Annotated in this window: 20 protein-coding genes; 12 read left to right on the top strand and 8 right to left on the bottom strand. The window is 42.1% G+C overall.

Annotated elements, in window-relative coordinates; translation table 11 throughout:
* The first annotated feature begins 2 nt into the window (after positions 1-2).
* The 6 genes from EJN84_RS10430 to EJN84_RS10410 all read left to right on the top strand — a co-directional run bounded on the left by EJN84_RS10430 (position 3) and on the right by EJN84_RS10410 (position 6101).
* Positions 3-650: an HlyD family secretion protein gene (locus EJN84_RS10430; protein ID WP_129595369.1), complete on the top strand. Its 648-nt coding sequence runs from the start codon at positions 3-5 to the stop codon at positions 648-650.
* A 223-nt stretch (positions 651-873) separates the two neighbouring features.
* Positions 874-1251: a DUF3244 domain-containing protein gene (locus EJN84_RS10425; RefSeq protein WP_129595368.1), complete on the top strand. Its 378-nt coding sequence runs from the start codon at positions 874-876 to the stop codon at positions 1249-1251.
* Positions 1252-1632: 381 nt separating this feature from the next.
* On the top strand, positions 1633-1809 hold the full coding sequence (locus tag EJN84_RS12270; protein ID WP_165004260.1) for a hypothetical protein: 177 nt from the start codon (positions 1633-1635) through the stop codon (positions 1807-1809).
* An 87-nt stretch (positions 1810-1896) separates the two neighbouring features.
* Positions 1897-2736 carry a GLPGLI family protein gene (locus tag EJN84_RS10420; RefSeq protein WP_129595367.1) on the top strand — a complete coding sequence of 280 codons (840 nt, stop codon included), beginning with the start codon at positions 1897-1899 and terminating at the stop codon, positions 2734-2736.
* A gap of 9 nt (positions 2737-2745) precedes the next feature.
* Complete coding sequence (locus tag EJN84_RS10415; protein ID WP_129595366.1) at positions 2746-5370, top strand: carboxypeptidase-like regulatory domain-containing protein; 2625 nt, start codon at positions 2746-2748, stop codon at positions 5368-5370.
* Between the two features lie 41 nt (positions 5371-5411).
* Positions 5412-6101: a cysteine peptidase family C39 domain-containing protein gene (locus tag EJN84_RS10410; RefSeq protein ID WP_129595365.1), complete on the top strand. Its 690-nt coding sequence runs from the start codon at positions 5412-5414 to the stop codon at positions 6099-6101.
* A gap of 275 nt (positions 6102-6376) precedes the next feature.
* Here the strand turns inward: EJN84_RS10410 and EJN84_RS12570 are convergent, their stop codons facing one another.
* The 5 genes from EJN84_RS12570 to EJN84_RS10385 form a co-directional block, all read right to left on the bottom strand.
* Complete coding sequence (locus EJN84_RS12570) at positions 6377-6649, bottom strand: response regulator (protein WP_129595380.1); 273 nt, start codon at positions 6647-6649, stop codon at positions 6377-6379.
* A 110-nt stretch (positions 6650-6759) separates the two neighbouring features.
* Positions 6760-7233 carry a DUF6146 family protein gene (locus tag EJN84_RS10400; RefSeq protein ID WP_129595364.1) on the bottom strand — a complete coding sequence of 158 codons (474 nt, stop codon included), beginning with the start codon at positions 7231-7233 and terminating at the stop codon, positions 6760-6762.
* 57 nt (positions 7234-7290) lie between these two features.
* Entirely contained in the window at positions 7291-7827 is a 537-nt protein-coding gene (locus tag EJN84_RS10395) for an HdeD family acid-resistance protein (protein WP_129595363.1), read from the bottom strand.
* A gap of 1122 nt (positions 7828-8949) precedes the next feature.
* The gene (locus tag EJN84_RS10390) at positions 8950-11112 is read right to left on the bottom strand and encodes a S9 family peptidase (RefSeq protein ID WP_129595362.1); all 2163 of its coding nucleotides are present in this window, start codon (positions 11110-11112) and stop codon (positions 8950-8952) included.
* A gap of 35 nt (positions 11113-11147) precedes the next feature.
* Complete coding sequence (locus EJN84_RS10385) at positions 11148-12125, bottom strand: NAD(P)H-dependent flavin oxidoreductase (RefSeq protein ID WP_394343092.1); 978 nt, start codon at positions 12123-12125, stop codon at positions 11148-11150.
* 290 nt (positions 12126-12415) lie between these two features.
* On the opposite strand from EJN84_RS10385, the gene purD reads away from it, so the two are divergent.
* From purD to EJN84_RS10370, 3 genes are all read left to right on the top strand, one after another.
* Positions 12416-13702: a phosphoribosylamine--glycine ligase gene (purD, locus tag EJN84_RS10380; protein ID WP_129595360.1), complete on the top strand. Its 1287-nt coding sequence runs from the start codon at positions 12416-12418 to the stop codon at positions 13700-13702.
* Complete coding sequence (locus EJN84_RS10375; RefSeq protein WP_129595359.1) at positions 13689-14705, top strand: hypothetical protein; 1017 nt, start codon at positions 13689-13691, stop codon at positions 14703-14705. The genes purD and EJN84_RS10375 overlap by 14 nt, the downstream gene beginning before the upstream one ends.
* Positions 14706-14788: 83 nt before the next feature.
* Complete coding sequence (locus tag EJN84_RS10370; RefSeq protein WP_238944003.1) at positions 14789-15265, top strand: DUF4251 domain-containing protein; 477 nt, start codon at positions 14789-14791, stop codon at positions 15263-15265.
* 224 nt (positions 15266-15489) lie between these two features.
* Here the strand turns inward: EJN84_RS10370 and EJN84_RS10365 are convergent, their stop codons facing one another.
* The gene (locus EJN84_RS10365) at positions 15490-17118 is read right to left on the bottom strand and encodes an alkaline phosphatase (RefSeq protein ID WP_129595357.1); all 1629 of its coding nucleotides are present in this window, start codon (positions 17116-17118) and stop codon (positions 15490-15492) included.
* Between the two features lie 155 nt (positions 17119-17273).
* Between EJN84_RS10365 and surE the strand changes: the two genes are divergently transcribed.
* The 3 genes from surE to EJN84_RS10350 all read left to right on the top strand — a co-directional run bounded on the left by surE (position 17274) and on the right by EJN84_RS10350 (position 20305).
* On the top strand, positions 17274-18041 hold the full coding sequence (gene surE / locus EJN84_RS10360; protein WP_129595356.1) for a 5'/3'-nucleotidase SurE: 768 nt from the start codon (positions 17274-17276) through the stop codon (positions 18039-18041).
* A gap of 32 nt (positions 18042-18073) precedes the next feature.
* Complete coding sequence (lpxB, locus tag EJN84_RS10355) at positions 18074-19219, top strand: lipid-A-disaccharide synthase (protein ID WP_129595355.1); 1146 nt, start codon at positions 18074-18076, stop codon at positions 19217-19219.
* Positions 19220-19291: 72 nt separating this feature from the next.
* Positions 19292-20305, top strand: a complete 1014-nt coding sequence (locus EJN84_RS10350) for an ATP-dependent 6-phosphofructokinase (RefSeq protein WP_129595354.1) — start codon at positions 19292-19294, stop codon at positions 20303-20305.
* 90 nt (positions 20306-20395) lie between these two features.
* Here EJN84_RS10350 and rnc read toward each other — a convergent pair whose 3' ends face one another.
* The gene (gene rnc / locus EJN84_RS10345) at positions 20396-21256 is read right to left on the bottom strand and encodes a ribonuclease III (RefSeq protein WP_129595353.1); all 861 of its coding nucleotides are present in this window, start codon (positions 21254-21256) and stop codon (positions 20396-20398) included.
* A 6-nt stretch (positions 21257-21262) separates the two neighbouring features.
* Complete coding sequence (gene fabF, locus EJN84_RS10340) at positions 21263-22522, bottom strand: beta-ketoacyl-ACP synthase II (protein WP_129595352.1); 1260 nt, start codon at positions 22520-22522, stop codon at positions 21263-21265.
* Positions 22523-22535 lie beyond the last annotated feature (13 nt).

Here is a 22535-nt window from a genome sequence, read left to right as displayed (position 1 = left end):
TGATGGAAGAAAAGAAAAATATCGAGCTTCGCAGCGAGAAAGTGAGGAACATCATCGGACAGATTCCTTCCGTATGGATACGCTACGGTACGCTAATGATCGGGTTAGCGCTGTTGGTTCTATTCTTGATTGCGACTTTTATTCCTTACCGGGAAACAATCCCCGTTCGCATCCGGGTGAAAGTGATTCCGCAAGCCGAATATGTTCGGGCGGACAAAAATACGTTTGTTTCGATAAAAGAATGGTCTGATTCCGTCAATACAAATTCAGAGAAAGCGTTCAGAGGAGAAATCATTCTGAACGCAAAGAACGATGATTATGTAGAAAGGGGCGATACGCTTTTTGTCGTCCTGCCGGAACAGGCACGGGTTTATGGAACAGCAGAAATTGCAGCCGTTTCTTTGGCGAAAATAGAGGAAGGGGATAAGGTATTGATCGACGATGCCGTTGCGGGAAGTATGCAGGGTCGAGTATCGGAAATTCGGCCGCTGCCTCTTTCATCCAATCCATCTTTGAGAAAAATCCGTATCGCCTTTGATGAAAAAACACGATGGGAAAAACTTATCCCCGAAAGTGAACTGCAAGGAAAAATCGTTTTGTCGGATGTGCCGCTGGTGACCAAATTCCTGCAATCGGTCGGATGGAGATAAAACGAAAAAATAGATAATGTCAGTCTTCTTTTGATCATTTCGACAACCTGATATCGCTTTTCAAATAGCTTTTTCGGCACTTTTCGAGGTAAAAATAGATTTGGTTACTGCGCACATATTAAGTGTTTTAAGGCTCAAAACAGGTAAAAATTGTTGCGAGGTATTGACGCGCATCAGAAATTACTTTTACTTTGTTTGAGAAAAACAAATAAAAAGGAATGGCATGAAACGAAACTTTATTTTAACCGCATTTTCTATTATCGTCGTTTCGGGACTGTGCTCATTTGTTATCTTGGATGGCGGGAGCATGGCAAGCACCAATCACAAAATAGAACTTGAGAAAAGAACCGGAGGCACGCGATCTGCCACCGCTTCAATAGTTAATGCCTTTGTCGACGATAGTTTTTTGACGATCGAAATCGAAAATTATTCGGGAATAGCATGGGTTGAGGTCACAGGACAAGGAGGGTCTGTGCAACAATCGTTTCAAATAGACAATTCGGGTGCATGCATGTTCGACCTATCAATATTGCCTGCCGGCAGTTATGCCTTGTGCATTATGTTGGAAAACGGAACTTATGACGGATTGCTTGAAAAATAGGACTGTATGCGAGTCTTTAAATAGAATAATATAGAAACCAAAAGGAAAGAAAGCAGTCAGTGCCGTAATCCACATCTCCCCTCTCGGTGCCGGGGACACGAGAGGGGAAGAGTGGAAGCCTCCCTTGCAAGGAGCAAGTCCATCCATCAGAATCGAAACTTCACTTCCGTCGGTTGACGGAAGAACCCGGAAGGGACTGAGAGGCGCTGCAAAGATAACAAAAACACGGTAATTTCAAACGCCCACGGGTTTGGGTATAACGGATCTTACCGGAAGCCGCCGGAAAGTAAAAAAGTAGCGAATATGGCGGTGCAGTTTTAAGCTGTATAGAAAATAAACTGTAATATTTCATTATGTTTAAAATATAATATCATATATTGTATGAAAAAGTTTAATATAAAGAAAACGATTCTGATTGCAGCATTATCATTTATTGCTTTTGCTGCGAATGCTTTTTATGTTACAACTTCTTGTGGAGCAACTTATAACGTAGGAGGATGTGAAACAATGGAAGATGTTATTAATACCGTAAACGCGCTGGAAAGTCTTTGCCCGTAATTTTATATTTAAGAAGGATAAGGCTTATAAATTAAGAACTTATCCTTCTTTCTTTATACAACTCATTTAATTTAATATTATATCATTATGAAGAAAAATGATTTATATATAGCTATTGCTATAATAGTTGTGACAACCCCGATTTCTCAAACTGTTTTCTCGCAAAAGGTTATTGATAAAGCCTTGTATCGATGCCAATACAAAACTACAACTTTAAAAGATACACTTGATATGAGTTATTTATCTACAGACGTTATGAATCTGGATATTGGTGAAAATTCGGTTGTTTTTTACAGTTCACGGAAAGATGAAAAAGATGCATATACAAGAAAAATGACGGAAAGCGGGAGTTTCGATATGAACAAAATTAAAGAATCTCCCAAAGGAGTGAATAACTACAAGGTGTATACGAATTATCCAAATGGAAAGATAACGTACCAGGATGAATTAGTTGGACGAAGAAACAACTATTATTACGAAGAAGATTTATTGCCAATCCAATGGACTATCACTTCCGAAAAGAAGTTGATTTTGAAATATAATTGCCAAAAAGCCACATGTTCTTACATGGGACGAAATTACGAAGCTTGGTTTACAACCGAGATCCCGATTAAGTATGGGCCCTACAAATTTAGTGGGTTACCAGGCCTGATCCTGAAGTTACACGATACAAAAAATCATTATGTCTTTGAAGCTACAGGATTTGAACAACTATTGACTCCCGAAAATATCATTTACGACGTTAAAGGATTCCAAAAAATATCGAAAAATGATTTTCTGAAAATTCAATACTCCTTCATAACCGATCCTCTCAATTTTATAGCCCAAAGTCTTGGCGTTAAAATTGAAGGCATTTCTACGCCAGGGGAGAGAAGCAAAGAAGGTATTCGTTCAGATGCTTATCTTCCAATAGAGTTAAGTAAATAGTTTTTATCTATGCCTAAACGTTGGGAGTTACTTCTCCTTTTCAATTTATCCTTTCTGAATTTATGTTTGTCCCAAACTATAAATCTTAAAGGACGGATTATTGATTCTAACACTAAAATAGGGATTAGCGGGGCATCTGTATATATTCTTGACTTAAACGATGCCATCATAGATTATGTTTATTCTGATGAAAAAGGCACTTTTAACATTGAATTAAAGAAAAAAAGCATTGTGGAAGGGCAATACATCGTATTTTCTTTTCTGGGCTACTTGGAGCAAAAACAGGTATTACGTGACTTTAAATCAAATACAATTGTTACTTTAACACCGACCGAAATACAATTACCTGAAGTGAAAATAGTATCGCACCCCATAAAGGAGCAGGGAGATACGCTAATCTATAACGTAGCCCGGTTTAAAATGACTCAAGATAGAAGTATCGCCGATGTTTTACGCAACATGCCGGGTATCAGAGTAACTGATGATGGTAGTATATATTTTCAAGGAGAGCCAATCAACAAGTTTTATATTGAAGGCGTTGACTTGCTTGATGAAAAATATAAACTTGCTTCTAATAATCTGAAAGCTGATTATGTGGAAAATGTAGAGGTTTTGCAACAGCATGAACCAGTAAAAAGCTTGAGGGGTAAAACATTTAGTGAACAGGCTGCGATAAACTTGGTTCTAAACGAAGAAGCAAAACGGCGATGGCTTTTCTCGGCTGATTTTGGCATTGGACTGCCACTTACTCTTTGGGATAACAGGCTGATGGCTATGTCTTTTGATAAAAATTCGCAAAATCTAAGCATGTACAAAAACAATAACACCGGAGAGGATATAGTTTCCGAACTCTCTTCTCCGGCAACTATTTCCGAGATTATCATAGATGCACGAATGCCAAAAGTGGAGAGAGGATTGTTTCAACCAGGCATAATATCCTCTCTTCCTATGGATAAAAAGAAATACCAATTGAATGCCTCGCACCTTATCACATCCAACCAGATATGGAAACTTTCTGAAGATAAAAATATAAGGTATCAAATTAGTTACTTGAATTACAGAGAAAGGCAACAGTTGGATTCGGAACAGTCAGCTGTTCTGGATGTAGATTCTACATTGATTATTCAGGAATCAAAAAAGAATAATAGTTCCCAAAACAAGCTGGACGGAGAGCTCTCTTACACACATAATGCAGACAACTTTTATTTGAGAAATAAATGGTCTTCTACTGTTTTATGGAATGTACAAAACAATCGAATTATTACTTCTGGTCACGAAGTTGATGAAAAATATAATTCACCACAGCAATTGTTGCGAAACGATTTTAGGATAGTTGTTCCTCGAAAAAAAGGACGTCTGGAAGCGACCTCACTTTCTCAGCTCGCTATTTTATCGCACGATGCAGCGTTTCAGATAGGAGATGCATCTAAAACGCATTCTTATACACAAGAATATGCATTTAAAAATATGACTACTTCCAATCAGGTATCATATACCTTTCAACGAAACAAGTATCAGATAAAAAATAATATAGGACTTGATTTTACCTCCCAGAGGTTAAACTCTCTCTTGCATCCACCGGCATTAATAGATATCTTGGATCACGAAAACTATGCGGCTTTCAAAAACATCTCTTCGTATGTTGAAACACAAATAGGGTACAAATCCGATAAGATGGATTATTATTTCAATTTATTACTAAAACATTCATCTGTAACAATAGATAATAAGGATTCGTTACGCCGCGGGTACACTTTCGTTCATTTGTTACCATCTGCAGGGATAAAATATTACCCCTCGAATTGGTTGACGCTATCCTTAAAGGGTCAAGTGACGGATAATATTGCAGACATTCGAACATTATATCCACAAACAATATTTATCAATTACAGGAACCTGAACTCTTTCACCGGAAAACCAACACAAAGCCTTTCTCATAGATATGTATTATCACTTACATACAGAAACCCTGTAAAAGGTTTTTTCATGGAAGGGTTAGCCGGTTATTCCATCATGGAACGTCAGATAATAAACAAAACTTTTTTTATTGACGACTTGTTCCAACAAAACGAAACACTGTTTTCTAAAAATCACACGTATTCTCCCCTGTTTGGAATAAACGGATCCAAGATGTTTGGCTGGTGGAACACAAAACTCTTTCTGAATGGATTTTATAAAGGAAGTAAGTATACGTATATAGTACAAAACCGGCAAACTGATTTTTCCAATAAATCCTATTCAGTAAATTTACGCGTGACAATTCAACCCCGAAAATGGTTCAATAATGAATATGAATTCAGCTATATAAATAGTATACTCGCAGGGAACGATAAAGGAACGAATAATTTCTCAACATCCTATTTTCAACACTCGCTATCTATGTACATTTTTCCTTATTCAAATATACAAGTTGGTATAAAACAAGACCTTTTTCGTACGAAAGAGTTGAATTACTATTTCGCGAATTTTAATGTCTTATATAGATTTAAAACGATGGATATCGGCGTGGAAATAAGAAATATAACAAATCAGACTCATTATATTTTTGAGAATGTCGTAGATTTCTATAAATCACGTACCATACGTACCATGAGACCCCGTGAGGTTCTGATAAAAATGAATTTAAACTTCTAAATTCATTATCGGTAAAAGTTCCTAAACTTTTTAAAACACTTATGCCCTTCCCATTCACTTTACAACCCGACGCGATGGACTGCGGCCCGGCATGTATCTGCATGATTGCAGAGCATTACGGCAAGCGATACGCATTGGAGCATTTGCGCGACGACTGTTTTATCGGGCGGGAAGGCGTGTCGATGTTGGGAATCAGTAAAGCGGCGGAGAAAATCGGCTTTCATACGGTCGGCGGAAGGCTCACGTTCGATAAACCGGCAGAAAAAGCGTTGCTGCCCTGCTTAACGCATGTTCGCAAACTTCTGATGGAAACTACAGGAGTTTGTTCCCTGTATTTGGTCTTGCATCCAAGTTCGATGACGCTGAACTTGAACGAATGGGGCTCTGTCCCAAAATCTGCCATATCCTCAATATCCTCAACTGAGGATATTGAGGATATGGAGGATTTCAATTCCGAACAAATGCCTGCTTTTTCCGAATCGGTCGCCGACTTACTACCCTCTTTGCTTTCGCAAATCGTGGCAAAAGCCGTTTTACAGAGCCTCCTCCCTTTCATCCCTTCTACATTATGCATTTTATCAATTTCTCCCTTACTTTCCCGACCTCATCTCATCATCGGGGCACCCGATCTGCGCAAAGAGCGTGCCGCCGGGCAGCACAGGGGTTATGATATTTTTCTGTTTGACGATTTACCACCTTACATCCAGAACTACCGGAATGGAAATTCGTAATTCGAAATTGGTAACCTGCAATTCCTTGTGAAAACTCGGCTTTTCAAGCCAAAAACACCCTCGAATACAGAAATATCCATCACGGTCGAAGTTTCAATTCACCGGCTCACTTTTGCCTGAAAGGCAATAACCTTCATAACCGCAGGTCACGACCTGCGGACAAAGACATCCCTACCATTGCTGCCTGAAAGGCAGAACTCTTGCCGCTGTACAAATAAATATCCACACCGGCAGAAAAAAGAACAAACAAAACGAAAATTCGTAATTTGAAATTCTTATTTCTCCACTTCCCATTTCTCTATTTCTTTGTAATTAGCAATTCTCAATTTATAATTCCCATTTCTAACTTCTAAATTTCTCTTTACTTCTTTTAATACATCAAGTCCGTTAACCTTGGGCAGCCGTACATCCCGTATCAACAAGTCAATTTTCTCCGTTTCCGGAATTTTCTGCGCCTCTTCCCATGTATTTGCTTTAAAGGATTTATAACCCGAATGTTGGAAAAACTCATTCAGTTCCTCCGTAAAAGGTTTTTCATCATCTAAAATAAGTACGTTTAATTGATCTGAACGGAATACTTCTTGTCTGACCCTTACGTTTTGCCGTCATAATCGATGCATATTAAATCCTAAATCCAAAGAATCAATAGAAACTTTCATTATCGGGCTCGCGGAACGAGGACGATGCCGTATTCGTCTTCTATGAACCGGAAATAGGAATACAACCGGTAGTTGAGTTCGAGGCCGTAATCGATGTGGGGATCATAGTCGATATACGTTTCGTAAAAACTACCGTAGCGCAACGGGTTATTGTGGCGGTGATTCCATTCGGTCACGTACTGTTGGTTCCAGGTTTCGTAATATTGCTGCGAGTAAAAAGTCGCAGGAGGTTGGGTAGCCAACCACGATTCGAATTTCGGATCGAGCACGATCAGTTCGTATTCCACCGAATCTTTTTCTTCTTCGGCGTTGTTTTTCACCAGTTTTACGTTGGGCAGCTGTTGTGCCGGGCTTGCGGCTTTTCTGGCCGTTTTGCAGCCGGTTAAGGAAACCCCGACGATTAAGGTCAGCAAAAGAGCGGCTTTAATGACGTCGGAGATTCTTATTTTTCCGATTATTTTGTTCGTTATCATGGTTTGTATTGCTTTGATTGCTGTCTTTGCTTTTCCTTACTCGATTTGATTATCATCTCAGACCGTCGGTTTTCTGCTTAATTTCCATGCCATATACACTTCCGAGACACCATAGATCAGCAAAAATATGCCGATGAAGATGAGAATGGCCTCGGCGCTGGTGAAAGGGTTGGTAAACAGGATGATTCCTGCAATGATCATCAGCATGGAAATAGCGAAATAAATCCACGACCAGCCGTAGTCGCGTCGGATGCTCAATGTGCCGATGAGTTGAATGATGCCGATTAACAGAAATCCGATGCCCATGGCAATGACAAAAATATTGACCATTGTTGTTGGCAACAGTACAAACAGTAATCCGAAAATGAGATTGAATACGGCATCGGCCATGAGAATGTTTTTAGCGCTTTTTTCTTCACTGCGAATAGAAAAAACAAGAGAAATCAATCCGCTGATCAAAATCAGTATCCCGATGCAGATAACGAAACTCTGTAAGGTAATATCCGGCATAAAAACAGCCAATCCGCCAATAATCAGGGCAATAATACCTCTGAGAAGTGATCCGTGTGATGAAGTAATCAGATGATGGTTCATAAAATGATTTATTAAATGGTTATTGAGGTCTATTTCTACAATGAAATGATATGGTTCAAATATACGTGATAATTTCCGATTTATGCATAGCTTGAGAAAAAAAATTCGGCTCTATGTGAATAGTGTGGGTAGATAAAAATTGAGGTTGCATCATGAATCACGGATAACCCGTTCCCTCCCTCATTTCTTTTCTCATTAACCATTCTCCGGTACTATCCCGACCTCATCTCCTCATCGGGGCACCCGATCTGCGCAGCGAGCGTGCCGTCAGGCAGCACAGGGGTTATGATATTCCTCCACTTCCGACTTCTTCACTTCTTTCTTCAATTGACAATGTATAATGCATAATTTCCCGATTCGATAATTCTCCGTAATCGGTAACCTGCAATTCCTTGTGAAAATCCGGCTTTTCAAGCCCAAAAAGTTTTCAATGCACGAACTCATCGTTGCCTGAAAGGCAAAAACATTCATAACCGCAGGTCACCGACCTGCGGACGAAGACGTCCCTACAATCTCTCTGCCTGAAAGGCAGAACTATTGCCGCTGTACAAATGAATATCCATACCGGCAAAAAAAGAACAAACAAGACGAAAATTTGTAATTTAAAATTCCCATTTCTAACTTCTTAAATTCTCAATTCTCCATCACATCATAACACCTCCCCGCCTTCGGCAGTACCCCTCTTATCTTAAGAGGGGTGTCGTTTTGGGATCACACCCATCTTAACCGTCCCCTTAAGATAAGGGGACAAGTGCTGCCGTCAGGCAGCACAGGGGTTATGATATTTCTTCACTTCCGACTTCTTCACTTCTTTCTTAAATTCTCAATTATGGGATTACACCATCAAACAGTCCCCTTAAGATAAGGGGACAAGCGCTGCCGTCAGGCAATGCAGGGGTTATGATATTTCTTCACTTCTGACTTCTAACTTCTAACTTCTAACTTCTCCACTTCTTCCAAATTATCAATTGTTCGAAAGGGACTATCGTCGTATTTGCGTCGTATTTGCGTCGTACATGGTTCGAATAAAATTTAAGCCATATTTTGTTCGTTTTGTTCGATCGATTGCACGTTTTTCTATCATTTCGAAATGACCTTTTTCGCCTCTTTGCATTTGAATATTCACTTGCAAAAATCGTCAAAATATCGGGTAATATGTTCGTGCAGATGAACGCGGTCGTGTCCCATCATGTTGTGCCCGTGACCGGGATAGACGAAGTAATCAGGATGCGTGCCGTTTTGGATGCACGATTTCAGAAACTGCAGGCTGTTTTGCCAAACAACGGTAGGGTCTTCATCGCCATGAATAATCAATAGACGCGATTTCAGTTGATCGGCTTTATTGAGCAGGCTGCTTTCGCGATATCCGTCCGGATTTTCTTGCGGCGTGTCCATATAGCGTTCGCCGTACATCACTTCGTAATATTTCCAATCGATCACCGGTCCGCCGGCAACACCTGCCTTGAACACATCGGGATTGCGCAGCAGCATGTTGATCGTCATGAATCCGCCGAAGCTCCAGCCGTGAATACCCAGGCGATTGGTGTCCACATAAGGCAGCGATTTCAGAAATTCTACCCCTTTCATCTGATCTTCGGCTTCCTCTACGCCCAAATGCCGGAAAGTTGCTTTTTCGAATTCGTCGCCACGATAGGAAGTGCCCCGATTGTCCATCACAAAAACCAGATAGCCCCGCTGTGCCATATACATTTCCCATCCGCCCGATCCGTATCGCCATCGGTTTTGAACCATTTGCGAATGTGGCCCGCCGTACACATAAATGATGGTGGGATATTTTTTCGACGGATCGAAATCGTAAGGCTTGACAAGGCGGTAATACAGGTCGGTTTCGTTGTCGGCAGCTTTTATTGTTCCTGACTCTACCGTAGGGATGTTGTAATCTTGAAAAGGATTGTTAACCGAATTCAGTAATGTAGTCTTGCTGTTTTTAATATCGATCAAGGCAATCTTTCCGGGATTGTTGCTTGACGAAAACCGGTCGATGAGATATTTCCCCGAAATGCTGATTGTGCCACTGTGTATTCCCGATTCGGTCGTCAATTGTTGCATTTGACCGCTGTTCAGATGGATGGCGTATAAATGACGATCCATCGGAGTGGGGCGGGTAGATTCGAAAAACAGATTTTCCCCTTTTGCATCAAAACCTGTTACCTCGGTAACTTCCCATTCGCCATGAGTGAGTTGTTTGAGCAATTTGCCCGAAATATCATAGAGATAGAGGTGGTTGTATCCGTCGCGTCGGCTTTGCCATACGAAACGGTCGGGATGATTTGGTACAAACATCACCGGATGTTGTGGTTCCACATATCGCGAATCTGTTTCTTCGAAAAGCGTTTTGTCGAAATCGCCTGTCGTTGCATTGTAGCGGTTGAGTTGCAGGTGATTTTGTTCGCGATTGAGTTCCGCTACATAGATGAATTGCTCGTCAGGGTTCCACGCGACATTTGTCAGATAGTGATCTTTCGGGCCGCGCGTGTTCAGATATACGGTGGTTTGAGTATTTGGGTCGAAAACACCGATGGTAACTTCGTGGCTCGTCATGCCGGCCATCGGATATTTAATGTTCTTGAGTTGGGCGATGCGTGCCGAAATATCCACCAGCGGGTAATTGGCAACCATGGTTTCGTCCATGCGATAGAAGGCAAGTTTGTTGCCTTTTGGCGACCAGAAAATGCCCTCGTCGATGCCGAATTCGTTGCGATGCACGGTTTGGCCGTAAACGATGCCTTTGTCGGTTTCGTTGGAGACGGCAGTTTGTTTACCCGTACGATCGAGCACATATAGATTGTTGTCGATGGTGTAGGCCAAAAACGTGTTGTAAACCGAAAGTTGATGATTTTCGCTCTTTTCGGGAAAGGCAAAAAAACCGACCGCCTTTTTGTCTTTCAGGTCATACAGTCCTATGCCTTTCGATCCGTAGAAGGTAACAATCTGCTCCTGCGTTTCGGGAAAGTTTACGTGGTATATCTCTCCCCGTTGTTCTTTGGGAAGTGTCTGCTGAAGATGATCGTAAGAGAAAAGGAATGATTGTTTACCCGGTTTTTGTGGATTTTCCGTCACCCACACCGAATCGTTTTTGATGGAAATCAGCCTGTCGCCTTGCCATTGATAGTGCATCGGGAGGCGAGGGTAAAAGTTATAAAAATCTTTTCCACCGGGAATTAATTCTTCGAGGGTGAATTGTTTTGTCTCTTGTGCGTTTGCGCTTGCAGTGGCGAGCAAAAGAATTGTCGCCCAAACGAGATAGTTGCAGATACTTTTCATTGTGTTGTATGAATTATCGGTAGTATGGATGTCTATCAGAATGACAGGTTTTTGAGTCTTTCGACGGTTCGATTAAAATCTTCGATCATTTCGCTTACCACCTGTGCTGCCGGCACAATTTGGCGAATGCTCGAAGCAATCTGTCCGATTTCCAACTCACCTTCATCGAGATCGCCTTCGAAGATGCCTTTTTTTGCTCGTCCGTGTCCCAACAGGGTTTGCAGTTCCTCTTTCGAAGCTCCGCGATCTTCCATTTCCTTAACCTTTTCGTAAAATTCGTTTCGGATCAATCGGGTAGGGGCAATTTTTTTGAGGGCAAGCATCGTGTCGCCTTCGCTTATCGATATGCATTTTTGTTTGAATGCTTCGCTTGCCGAACTCTCGACGGTGAGGGCAAAGCGTGTTCCCACCTGCACGCCTTCGGCGCCGAGTGCGAATGCGGCAGCCATAGCAGCTCCCGAACCAATGCCTCCTGCCGCGATAAGCGGCAAATCCACTGCCGAACGCACTTGCGGTACAAGTGTCATGGTGGTGGTTTCCTCGCGTCCGTTATGTCCGCCGGCTTCGAATCCTTCGGCCACTACGGCATCAACCCCCGCTTCGGCGCACTTCCGGGCAAAAAGGCTGCTCGAAACTACATGTGCAACAATTATTCCTTCCGATTTCAGTTTTGCAGTCCATGTTTTTGGATTTCCGGCAGAGGTGAAAACGATGGGAACTTTTTCGTCGATAACGATTTCGATGATTTTTTCGATTTCGGGATACATCAGCGGGATATTTACACCGAAAGGCTTGTCGGTGGCATTTTTGCATTTGCCGATGTGTTCTCTCAGTGTTTCGGGATGCATCGATCCCGCACCAATTAATCCCAAGCCTCCGGCGTTACTCACGGCCGAGGCAAGTCTCCAACCGCTGCACCATACCATTCCGCCCTGAATGATCGGATATTTTATGCGAAAGAGAGAAGTGATTCTGTTTGCAGCCATAACTGTTTTGGGGTTTATTTTTTGCAAATGTAGATGATAATTTTCAATCGACGTGCGGATCGGAGGATTTAATGATTTAATGATTTAATGATTTAATGATTTAATGATTTAATGATTTAATGATTTAATGATTTAATGATGTGGCGATAGGACAACTTTTTCCCCTGAATAATCTTCATTTCTGAATGGCTGAACAACCATTTTAAGCATAAAGAAATTAAGGGTTTGCCGAGTTCTTTGCCTCAAAATATCCTTTTTCGGGTTATTTTTCGTAGTTTTGTGCTCGTTTTTAAACTCAACAACCACATTCGATTGATATGAACGTATTGCTTTTGGGTTCGGGAGGAAGAGAGCACGCCCTTGCGTGGAAAATCAGGCAGAGCAGGGAGCTTACGCATCTCTATATTGCACCGGGCAATGCCGGTACGGCTACGGTGGGACAGAATGTTCCGATTTCGGTTACAGATTTTGCAGCCATCAAAAAGTTTTCGCTCGAAAACGATATCGATATGGTCGTTGTCGGCCCCGAAGATCCTTTGGTTCAGGGAATTTACGACTATTTTGCCAAAGATGAAGATATTTGCCACATTTCGGTAATCGGGCCTTCGAGAAAAGGGGCGCAGTTGGAAGGAAGCAAGGATTTTGCCAAGGAGTTTATGGCTCGTCATGGCATTCCCACTGCGCGTCATCGTTCGGTCACCCTCGAAAATATCGAGGATGGCAATCGTTTTCTCGAATCGTTGTCGTCGCCTTATGTGCTCAAAGCGGATGGTTTGGCTGCCGGCAAAGGCGTACTGATTATCGACGATCTCAACGAGGCCAAGCGATTGTTGTGGGAGATGCTTACGGGAAAATTTGGCGATGCAAGCCATAAGGTGGTAATCGAGGAATTTCTTACGGGCATCGAATGCTCCGTTTTTGTGCTGACGGATGGCAAATCGTATAAAATTTTGCCTGTAGCCAAAGATTACAAACGAATTGGCGAAGGAGATACAGGCCCCAATACCGGAGGCATGGGGGCTGTTTCGCCGGTTGCTTTTGCCGACGAAGTATTTATGCAAAAAGTGGAGCAACGCATGATTATCCCCACGATTCGAGGATTGCAGAACGAAAAAATCGATTATAAAGGATTTATCTTTTTGGGCCTGATCAATGTCAAAGGTGAACCCTATGTTATCGAGTATAACTGCCGCATGGGCGATCCGGAGACGGAAGTGGTGATTCCGCGAATTAAATCGGACTTGTTGATGCTGCTGCAGGGCGTTGCTACCGAAACACTCGATCGTTGCTCGCTCGACATCGATCCCCGTCGGGCTGCGACGGTCATTTTGGCTTCGGGCGGTTACCCCGATTCCTACGAAAAGGGAAAAGTGATCACCGGATTGAATGACGTAGAAGGCAGCATTGTTTTTCATGCAGGCACGAAACGTGAAGGCGAAAATATCGTAACCGCCGGAGGGCGTGTACTTGCCATTACGTCGTTGGGCGATACGATGCAGCAGGCGCTTGCCGCCTCTTACGCGAATGCAGCCGTTATCGATTTCGAAAAAAAATATTATCGCAAGGATATAGGTTTGGATTTGAGCAGATATGAGTACGATTAAAAAAATCTTTAAGTCCTATATTGTTGAAGCTCGATTTACGCCCCTTATAGCGTCGATCTTGGTGATTGTTTTTCGTTTTCTTCTTTTTTCTTATAAGGGAATCCCCAATTATCGTTTCGCAGAAACCGGTTTTGTTTGGTCATACTTAGCTCCTTACTTCGAGAATGAATGGGTTTCTTTTATCTCATCTACCGTGTGTGTGTTTTTGATTGCGGGATTTATTTCTCAAATCAATCTCCATTTCGGCGTTATTCGAGCGCGAACCGCTTTGCCGTTTGTGTTTCCTCTCATCCTTTTTAGCGTTCATCCGATCTTCTTGATGATGAACTCTTATTATATAGGCGCTATATTTGTTTTATGGGCATTTTTTCCGTTATTGGAAACACATCAGCGTACCAATTCTCGGAATTTTGTTTTTCAGGGAACTGTTTTACTTGCATTGGCAAGTGTTTTTGAAATATATACGTTGTTTTTTATCCCTATTTGGTGGATCGGATATTCTCGAATGGGTGGATTCAATTTCAAAATGTTGCTTGCTTCGCTTTGGGGATTGATTTTGGTATATTGGATCGTATTTGCGGTTTTTGTTTTTGGCGACAATTTGCAGGGATTTATTGCTCCTTTCCTTTATTTTGCCCGGTTCGATTTCCATACTATTCCCGCATTTACTTTACCACAATGGGGTTTTATCGGCACAAGTCTGATTTTTTTGATTGCATTTCTGATAATGGATTTCAAATATATCAGGCATGACAAGGTTATCACTCAAAAAACCATCTCGTTTATATTTGTTGTTATTGGTCTGTCGCTCCTTTTTCTTGCGCTGTATGGCGAACAGTCAGTCATGTGGATTTACATCATACTTGCTTTCGAATCGCTGATCCTCTCGCATCTCTATTCCATCACAACGTCCAATCGCGAGATCTTTTCTTTTTTTGTTCTCCTTTTGATTTTGATTTACTACTATCTCGTAAACTGCCTCACCGAATTTTCTCCTTTCTAAACAAAATACTTATGTCAAGCGTTTTACGGATATAAGGGACAAACTGAAGGAGGAGATTGCTTATGAGGAGAAGATTTAAGTTGATGATAACTGCAATCATCTTATTTGCAGGTTTTCTTGCAAGTTGCGGGAGTGCACAAAACGCTGCTCAAAAAGAGGCCGCTGCTGCCAAAATCAGACAGCAAATTCAGGATTTCAATTTCACGTTTAATGCCACCTATGCCTATCCGATGGGGTATAAGTCCATTTATTTAAGTCCGTATTACACCGTGAAAGTTTCGCAGGACACGGTAAAGGCGTATCTGCCCTATTACGGACGTGCTTACGTAGCTCCGATGGATCCGAGCCGGGGCGGCATCAATTTCACCAGCACCAAATTCGATTATCGGGTGAAAGAGGGGAAAAAAGACGGAAATTGGCAGGTTGAAATCAAAACAAAGGATACCGATCGAGAGATTTTGCTGAATTTCGATATCTGGGACAATGGTTCCGCAAAACTCGATGTTACCGATCCAAACCGTCAACCGATTTCGTTTCAGGGCAATATTTCGAAAGAGTAGGAATAATTCTCTTTTAACGGTAACGATGGTTGACCATTTTTCGAGAAGAGAACAAACCGTCTCTGAGCCTTATTTTCGGTAAAGCTTGGTACTGTCAGGAGTGGTATCCTCATTGTTTGTTCTACATGTGATTAACATAGTGGTTCTTCATATCGAATTAAAAAAGGCTGCCCGTTTGAGACAGCCTTTATGATGAGACATGTTTGTTGAAACAGCTTCTCGTCTTATAGCTTGTTTGATAGATCTTTCGGGAGATAAAATGTATCGTTTTTATCGATATAAACCGCAACAGATCTCAAGTCGAGTGGCTTACCATTGAGTTTGGCAACCGACGAAAATGCTTTTATCTCGAGTGTATTCTTCCCCTTGGTTACTTTCAGAATCGGAAAAGATGGGTTCGTTTTGTCTATCGAAACTTTCATGCCTGCGAATACGTCTGTGTGCTTTGCAAAGAGCTGATCAGTAAGCTCCGATAATGGTTTGTCCAATCCGCTTACTTGCTGTAGATATTTGTTTACGTCGATATTCATCACATGTCCTTTCAGAATGTCTCCCTGCGGATGATAACTCGAAAGAAGTACTTCTTCACCCGTGTGTCCTCCGGTCGTAAACCCGAAACATGTACGGGACACGAGAATGTCCACGATATGACGAACCATGTTTTCACTCGAGCCAACTTTGGTATAATCACTTTCTTTGTAGTTTTTCGACGATAGCAATGTTTCCACTTCTTCGTCCGTGAGATCGATATCGGTGTATTTCTTGAATTCCGATTTGATGTTTGCCGGTTTGGTGTTTACAAGAATCGATTCCAAACCGTTAGCCGATAATTTATATTTTGTAACCGCAGAGAATAACTTGTCAATCGATAATTTGTCGTATCCCGGACAGCGTGAGCTTCCGATGGTGAACCCGCTGTTGCCATGATCGGATAATACGACAACGGCCGTTTCTCCATTTTGCTTTGCAAAATCCATCACTTTACCCACAGCTTCATCAAAAGCAAGGAATTCGGTAATAATGGCGATCGGATCGTTGGCGTGTGCGGCCCAATCTACCTGACTGCCCTCGACCATAAGGAAAAATCCATTTTCGTTTTTCGAAAGTACCTCGAGCGCTTTTCCTGTCATTTCGGAAAGAGAGGGAATTTTTTCGGGATTTCGATCGATGTCGTAGGGCAGCGCTTTTTTGCCGAAAAGTGCCCATATTTTGCCATTGCCTTGATAATTCAATAGTGCATTTTTATCGTCCCGGATGAGAGTAGTGCCATTATCGGCAAAATGCTGTTTGATGTCGTCAGTCAAAATTCCTGTACCGCCGCCAAACATTACATCAAGATTTTGATAAGCTATTTGTGGCGCAATTGCATTGTAATTGCCACGATCATAGTAATGTGCAGAAAAATCTGCAGGAGTAGCATGCGGAAATTCGCAGGTAACCACCAACCCGACGGCTTTTCCTTTTTCTATTTTCGAGGCTTCGAGAATAGTTGCAGCCGGTTGAAATTGTCGTTCCGGATCAACCGGATATAAATCGTTTTTGCTCACTTCGGGATGAATGGCGATGTTGCCGCTCTGCTGCAGAATACCTGTCGCATAAGCCGAACCTGTAGGAGCCGAATCCCCAATAGGAGCATTTGACGAAAAAGTGGTGACAGTACCCGAAACGAACGGATCGATATTGAGACTTCCATTGTTTTGGGTATAAAACTTATACCATCGAGCGGCAGAATATACTCCGATGGAAGTGCCATCAGGAATCATGACGATCACGTTTTTTACCGGTTTGGGCGTTTGCCCCATTGCAAAAAAACCGAGTGCTACGGCACAAATGAGAATGCTTAATCTTTTCATAACAACAATACTTATTTAGAACGCGTAAAGATAACCATTTCTTGTTAAATTATGGTTAAGTTTTCGCAATAACTCGTTTTGTGTGTAACGAAGATAACGAGCGAATGAACGATTTTTGTTATTTTTGTTGCTTATACAATCAAAACGATAAATTAATGACTGAAACCCGAAAACCGCTCATCCTTGTGACGAATGACGACGGTTATCATGCAAAAGGAATTCAATCGCTCGTCGATTCATTGAAAGGCTTAGGCGAAATCGTAGTTTTTTCACCCGATAAATCGCAGTCGGGAATGTCGAGTGCCATCACCGTGAGTACAGCTTTGCGTTGCCGATTAGTGAAACAGGAGGAGGATTTGAAAGCATATATTTGTACCGGAACACCGGTTGACTGTGTTAAGCTTGCGCTCAACGAATTTCTGGATCGAAAACCCGATTTGGTGGTATCGGGTATCAATCACGGCTCGAATGCCGGTATCAGTGTTCTGTATTCCGGCACTGTAGGTGCTGCAATCGAAGGATGTGTTTTCCAGGTACCTTCCATTGCCGTTTCACTTTGCGAGTTTCAACCCGATTCCGATTTTTCTAAGGCCGGCGAAATTGCTCGAAAAATTGCACAGAGAGTACTTATAGAAGGACTACCTTCAGGTATTTGTCTTAACGTAAATGTCCCTGCAGGCAACGTGAAAGGAATAAAAATTACTTCGCAAACACAGGGCAAATGGGTAAATGAGTATTTTAAAAGTAAAGACGGCTCAGGCCGCGATGTGTTCTGGATGACAGGAAATTTTGAAAACTGGGAAGAAGACAACGATAATTCTGATGAGTGGGCACTGGCAAATGGTTATGCTGCCATAGTACCTGTCAAAATAGATATGACAGCTCACGATTTCATTCCCGAATTAAAAAAATGGCAGTGGTAGTACTTTTACAGATATTTCAGTATAACTAAAGGATGAAATACTATTTGATAGCCGGTGAAGCATCGGGCGATTTGCATGCATCCAATCTGATGAAATCGCTTAAAAATCTTGATGCAAATGCCGATTTTCGGTTTTTTGGAGGCGATTTGATGCAGGCTCAGGGTGGCGTGCCGGTGAAGCATTATCGCGAATTGGCTTATATGGGCTTTATTCCCGTGATCACACACCTTCCGGTTATCATGAAAAACATGGAGTTGTGCAAGAAAGATATTGCCGAATTTCGTCCCGATGTAGTGATTCTTGTCGATTATCCGGGATTTAATCTGAAAATTGCCAAGTATGTTCACGATCACTTGCGAATACCGGTTCATTATTATATATCACCTAAGGTTTGGGCTTGGAAAGAGTATCGTGTGAAGTCTTTCAAAAAATATGTCGATGAAATGCTTTGCATACTGCCTTTTGAAGTGGACTTTTTTCGCAAACATAATTACCGCGTACATTATGTGGGCAATCCCACGGTAGATGCAATTGCCGGACGTGATCATCAGAACGAAACATTTGCCGAATTTATTGAGGCTAATCGGCTCGAGAGCAAGCCCATTATTGTTTTGTTGGCTGGAAGTCGCAAACAGGAGATTTCCGGCAATCTGCCGATGATGCTTAGAGCGGTAAAAAGTTTCGAGGGCTATCAGTTTTTGATTGCCGGAGCGCCCGGAATAGAATCGACTTTTTACGACACTTTTATCGAAAATCAACCGGTGAAAGTTTTATTTGGTCAGACATACAGAATTCTTGCTCAATCCGAAGCAGCATTGGTAACGTCGGGTACTGCCACGCTTGAAACGGCTCTGCTTAATGTGCCACAGATTGTATGTTATCGAACACCTGTCCCTCAACTCGCGTATTGGGGATTTAAACATGTACTTCACACTCCCTTTATTTCACTCGTCAATCTGATTTGTGGTCGTGAAGTTGTTAAGGAATTGTTTGCCGTCCGTTTCACCGAGACAAATATCCGCCAAGAACTTCATCGCCTTCTCAATGTTCAACAATACCGCAACACAATGCTCCAAAACTATGCCGAAATGCGTCAGATTTTGGGAGATCCGGGTGCTTCGGATAGAGCTGCCTTTTATGTTTTTCAGAAAATAACACAAAAGCCTGAAAAAAAATAATTGTTGAAATCTTCAGTCGTTTCAATACATTTTTGTTTTCTTTGTATCCGATAACTCATTAAATACATTTGGATGAAAATAGGAATTCTCACTTCGGGAGGAGACGCGCCCGGTATCAATGCCACTATTCGTGGTGTTGGGAAAACAGCCATCAATCATTATGATATGGAAGTGATTGGCATTTTGAACGGATTTACCGGTTTGCTCGAAAAAGACTTTGTTTCCTTGAGTGATAAATCGTTGTCGGGAATTTTAAATTTAGGCGGAACCATATTAGGTACAACGCGAGAGAAAACTTTCAGAAAACTTGTTTCGTCTCCCGACGAAAAAGACCGTCAGCAAATCAAAAACGCATACCACGAGTTGGGTTTGGATTGTCTTGTCTGTATAGGCGGAAACGGAACTCAACGTACTTCATGGATGCTTTCGGAAATAGGATTGAATGTAATCGGAGTCCCTAAAACCATCGATAATGATGTGTATGGGACAGATGTTACATTCGGTTTCGATTCGGCGGTAAGTATTGCCACCGAAGCTATCGACAGATTGCATTCTACGGCAAGCTCTCATCGTCGAGTGATGGTGATCGAACTGATGGGGCATCATGCCGGATGGATTACTCTTTACGCCGGAATGGCCGGTGGAGCAGATATTATTTTGCTTCCCGAATTAGGTTACAATATGAAGGTTGTCATCGAGAAAATAAATCAACGAATGGAAGCAGGCAAGGCATATTCCATTGTTGCTGTTGCCGAAGGTATAGAAGTGCCCGGCAAAGAGCGTCCTGCATTATATTTTGCACGGAAAATAGAGGAGGTAACAGGGTTCGAAACACGTGAAACGGTGCTCGGATATATACAGAGGGGAGGTTCACCTACGTCCTACGACCGCAATTTGGGAACGTTGTTGGGTGGTCATGCTGCCGATTTGATATATGAGCGCAAATTTGGCAGGATGGTTTCCAAAATCGATAACAAAATTACCGATGTTGCGCTAAAAGATGTCGCGGGAAAACTTCGATTGGTGTCTCCCGATACGCCACTCGTGCTGCAGGGTCAACGCATGGGGATTTCTTTTGGCATTTGAAACTGCATCAAAAAACGTTTCAAATAATGCATACCGTAAATGGATATATGCGTTTGAAACGTTTTTCTTTATTTCGTGATGATGTTGTTATTACATATTTTCTTCGGCGTATTGTTCTTCCTGTAGTTCGTCGAAATTTGGTTCGTTGGTACTTCCTGATGGGTTGTTACCTTGTATTTGATAATTACGGGTACTATCCAGAATAGTTTGCTGTAAGGATCGATCTTCGCGCATTTTTTGGATTGCTTCTTTCGCCGCCAACTGGTGAGATTCTTTTTTCGAATAGCCTGTACCGTTACCAATTTCAAGACCTCCCACAACGGCAGTCGATTTGAAAATCGGGTTATTCTGTTCATCATAAAAAGAATCAACGAGATTGAAGCTCACTTCAATTTTGTTTTTTTGTCCCCATTCAATCAATCGCGACTTGAAATCTACTTCGCGTTTGATAACTTTTTCCATCGTTAGGTGTTGCTTGATCATAGTTTCGAACACAAAACTTTTAGCCACCCGATACCCCTGATCAAGATAAATTGCACCGATGATAGCTTCGAGCGCATCTCCATAAATATTGGTATTGTGTGCCAAGTTTCGTGTCGATGAAACGATCAACTTGTCCAATCCGAGCTCTACCGCAAGTTTATTCAAAGTTTCGCGTTGCACAATTCTCGAACGCATACTCGTCAAGAAGCCTTCTTTTTTGTATTCGAATTCCTTATATAGAATATCCGCCACGATTGCATCCAAAATCGCGTCGCCCAGAAATTCGAGACGTTCGTTGTTAACCCAACGTCCTTTGGAAGATCTAACAGATGACGAGCGGTGAGTCACGGCTTCCTGATATAATTCGATTCGGTCCGGACAGAAGCCGAGTACTTTGCTAAAACTAAGATAAGGTTCTTTCTTTTTATAGGGAAGAACCTTTATTCTTTTGATTGTTCGTCTTAACACTTTGTTTTATTCGTATTGCTTGAGGATCACACTTGCATTGTGCCCTCCAAAGCCAAAAGTATTAGATAACGCAGCTCTTATCTTTCTTTTTTGAGCTTTGTTGAATGTGAAATTAAGATTATAATCGATTTCGGGATCATTGTCTCCTTCTTCGTGATTGATGGTCGGGGGAACTATTTGATTGCGAATGGCAAGAATTGTCAATAATGCTTCGATAGCTCCTGCTGCTCCGAGCAAGTGACCTGTCATCGATTTTGTTGAACTAATATTTAGTTTATAAGCATGTTCTCCAAAAACATCAAGGATAGCTTTGACCTCCGAGATATCTCCAACTGGCGTCGAAGTGCCATGTACATTGATGTAGTCAATGTCTTCCGGCCGCATTTCTGCATCTTGCAGCGCATTTCGCATAACAAGCTTCGCTCCCAACCCTTCGGGATGTGATGCCGTGAGATGGTAGGCGTCAGCCGACATACCACTCCCTGCGATTTCGGCGTATATGTGTGCTCCTCGAGCCAGTGCATGATTAAGTTCTTCGAGAATAAGACAGGCTCCTCCTTCGCCTATTACAAAACCATCGCGACTGGCACTGAATGGCCGAGATGCGGTTTGTGGAGATTCATTTCGGGTGGATAGCGCGTGCATGGCTCCAAAACCGCCCACCGCCGATGGACTGATTGTCGCTTCGGCTCCACCAGAAACGATAACATTCGCTTTTCCTAAACGTATGAGATTGCAGGCATCTGCTATTGCATTTGTTGATGAAGCACAAGCCGATACAGTGGCGTAATTTGGCCCCCTCAGTCCGTAAATCATAGAAATATGCCCTGCGGCTATATCTGCTATCATTTTCGGAATGAAAAACGGGTTAAAACGAGGACCTCTTTCTTTATCGAGATAATATGCTCCAACTTCTTCTTCGAATGTTTTTATTCCACCTATTCCCGCCGAAAAAATAACGCCGATACGATCTTTATCTTCATTTTCGAGATCGAGTTCCGAATCTTCCATCGCTTCTTTTGCTGCTTTGATGGCTAATTGTGAGTAACGGTCGTATTTTCTCGCTTCTTTTCGGTCGAATAACTCGCTTGGATCGAAGTTTTTCACTTCGCAAGCGAACTGGGTTTTGAATAGCGATGCGTCAAACTGAGTAATAGGTCCGGCTCCGCTCTTCCCCGCTATGGCATTTTCCCACGTTGTTTCCACGTCGTTACCAAGTGGGGTAACGGCTCCCAGACCCGTTACCACTACTCTCTTTAATTCCATAAACATGTATCGA

The sequence above is a fragment of the Seramator thermalis genome (assembly GCF_004138125.1).
In the GTDB taxonomy this organism is placed as follows: Bacteria; Bacteroidota; Bacteroidia; order Bacteroidales; family Dysgonomonadaceae; genus Seramator; species Seramator thermalis.
This window is presented reverse-complemented; position numbering and strand designations above follow the sequence as displayed.

Bases quoted from the DNA above. Each gene is read 5' to 3' on its own strand.
- EJN84_RS10430 (WP_129595369.1), top strand. From the start codon at position 3: ATGGAAGAAAAGAAAAATATCGAGCTTCGCAGCGAGAAAGTGAGGAAC.
- EJN84_RS10425 (WP_129595368.1), top strand. From the start codon at position 874: ATGAAACGAAACTTTATTTTAACCGCATTTTCTATTATCGTCGTTTCG.
- EJN84_RS12270 (WP_165004260.1), top strand. From the start codon at position 1,633: ATGAAAAAGTTTAATATAAAGAAAACGATTCTGATTGCAGCATTATCA.
- EJN84_RS10420 (WP_129595367.1), top strand. From the start codon at position 1,897: ATGAAGAAAAATGATTTATATATAGCTATTGCTATAATAGTTGTGACA.
- EJN84_RS10415 (WP_129595366.1), top strand. From the start codon at position 2,746: ATGCCTAAACGTTGGGAGTTACTTCTCCTTTTCAATTTATCCTTTCTG.
- EJN84_RS10410 (WP_129595365.1), top strand. From the start codon at position 5,412: ATGCCCTTCCCATTCACTTTACAACCCGACGCGATGGACTGCGGCCCG.
- EJN84_RS10400 (WP_129595364.1), bottom strand. From the start codon at position 7,233: ATGATAACGAACAAAATAATCGGAAAAATAAGAATCTCCGACGTCATT.
- EJN84_RS10395 (WP_129595363.1), bottom strand. From the start codon at position 7,827: ATGAACCATCATCTGATTACTTCATCACACGGATCACTTCTCAGAGGT.
- EJN84_RS10390 (WP_129595362.1), bottom strand. From the start codon at position 11,112: ATGAAAAGTATCTGCAACTATCTCGTTTGGGCGACAATTCTTTTGCTC.
- purD (WP_129595360.1), top strand. From the start codon at position 12,416: ATGAACGTATTGCTTTTGGGTTCGGGAGGAAGAGAGCACGCCCTTGCG.
- EJN84_RS10375 (WP_129595359.1), top strand. From the start codon at position 13,689: ATGAGTACGATTAAAAAAATCTTTAAGTCCTATATTGTTGAAGCTCGA.
- EJN84_RS10370 (WP_238944003.1), top strand. From the start codon at position 14,789: ATGATAACTGCAATCATCTTATTTGCAGGTTTTCTTGCAAGTTGCGGG.
- EJN84_RS10365 (WP_129595357.1), bottom strand. From the start codon at position 17,118: ATGAAAAGATTAAGCATTCTCATTTGTGCCGTAGCACTCGGTTTTTTT.
- surE (WP_129595356.1), top strand. From the start codon at position 17,274: ATGACTGAAACCCGAAAACCGCTCATCCTTGTGACGAATGACGACGGT.
- lpxB (WP_129595355.1), top strand. From the start codon at position 18,074: ATGAAATACTATTTGATAGCCGGTGAAGCATCGGGCGATTTGCATGCA.
- EJN84_RS10350 (WP_129595354.1), top strand. From the start codon at position 19,292: ATGAAAATAGGAATTCTCACTTCGGGAGGAGACGCGCCCGGTATCAAT.
- fabF (WP_129595352.1), bottom strand. From the start codon at position 22,522: ATGGAATTAAAGAGAGTAGTGGTAACGGGTCTGGGAGCCGTTACCCCA.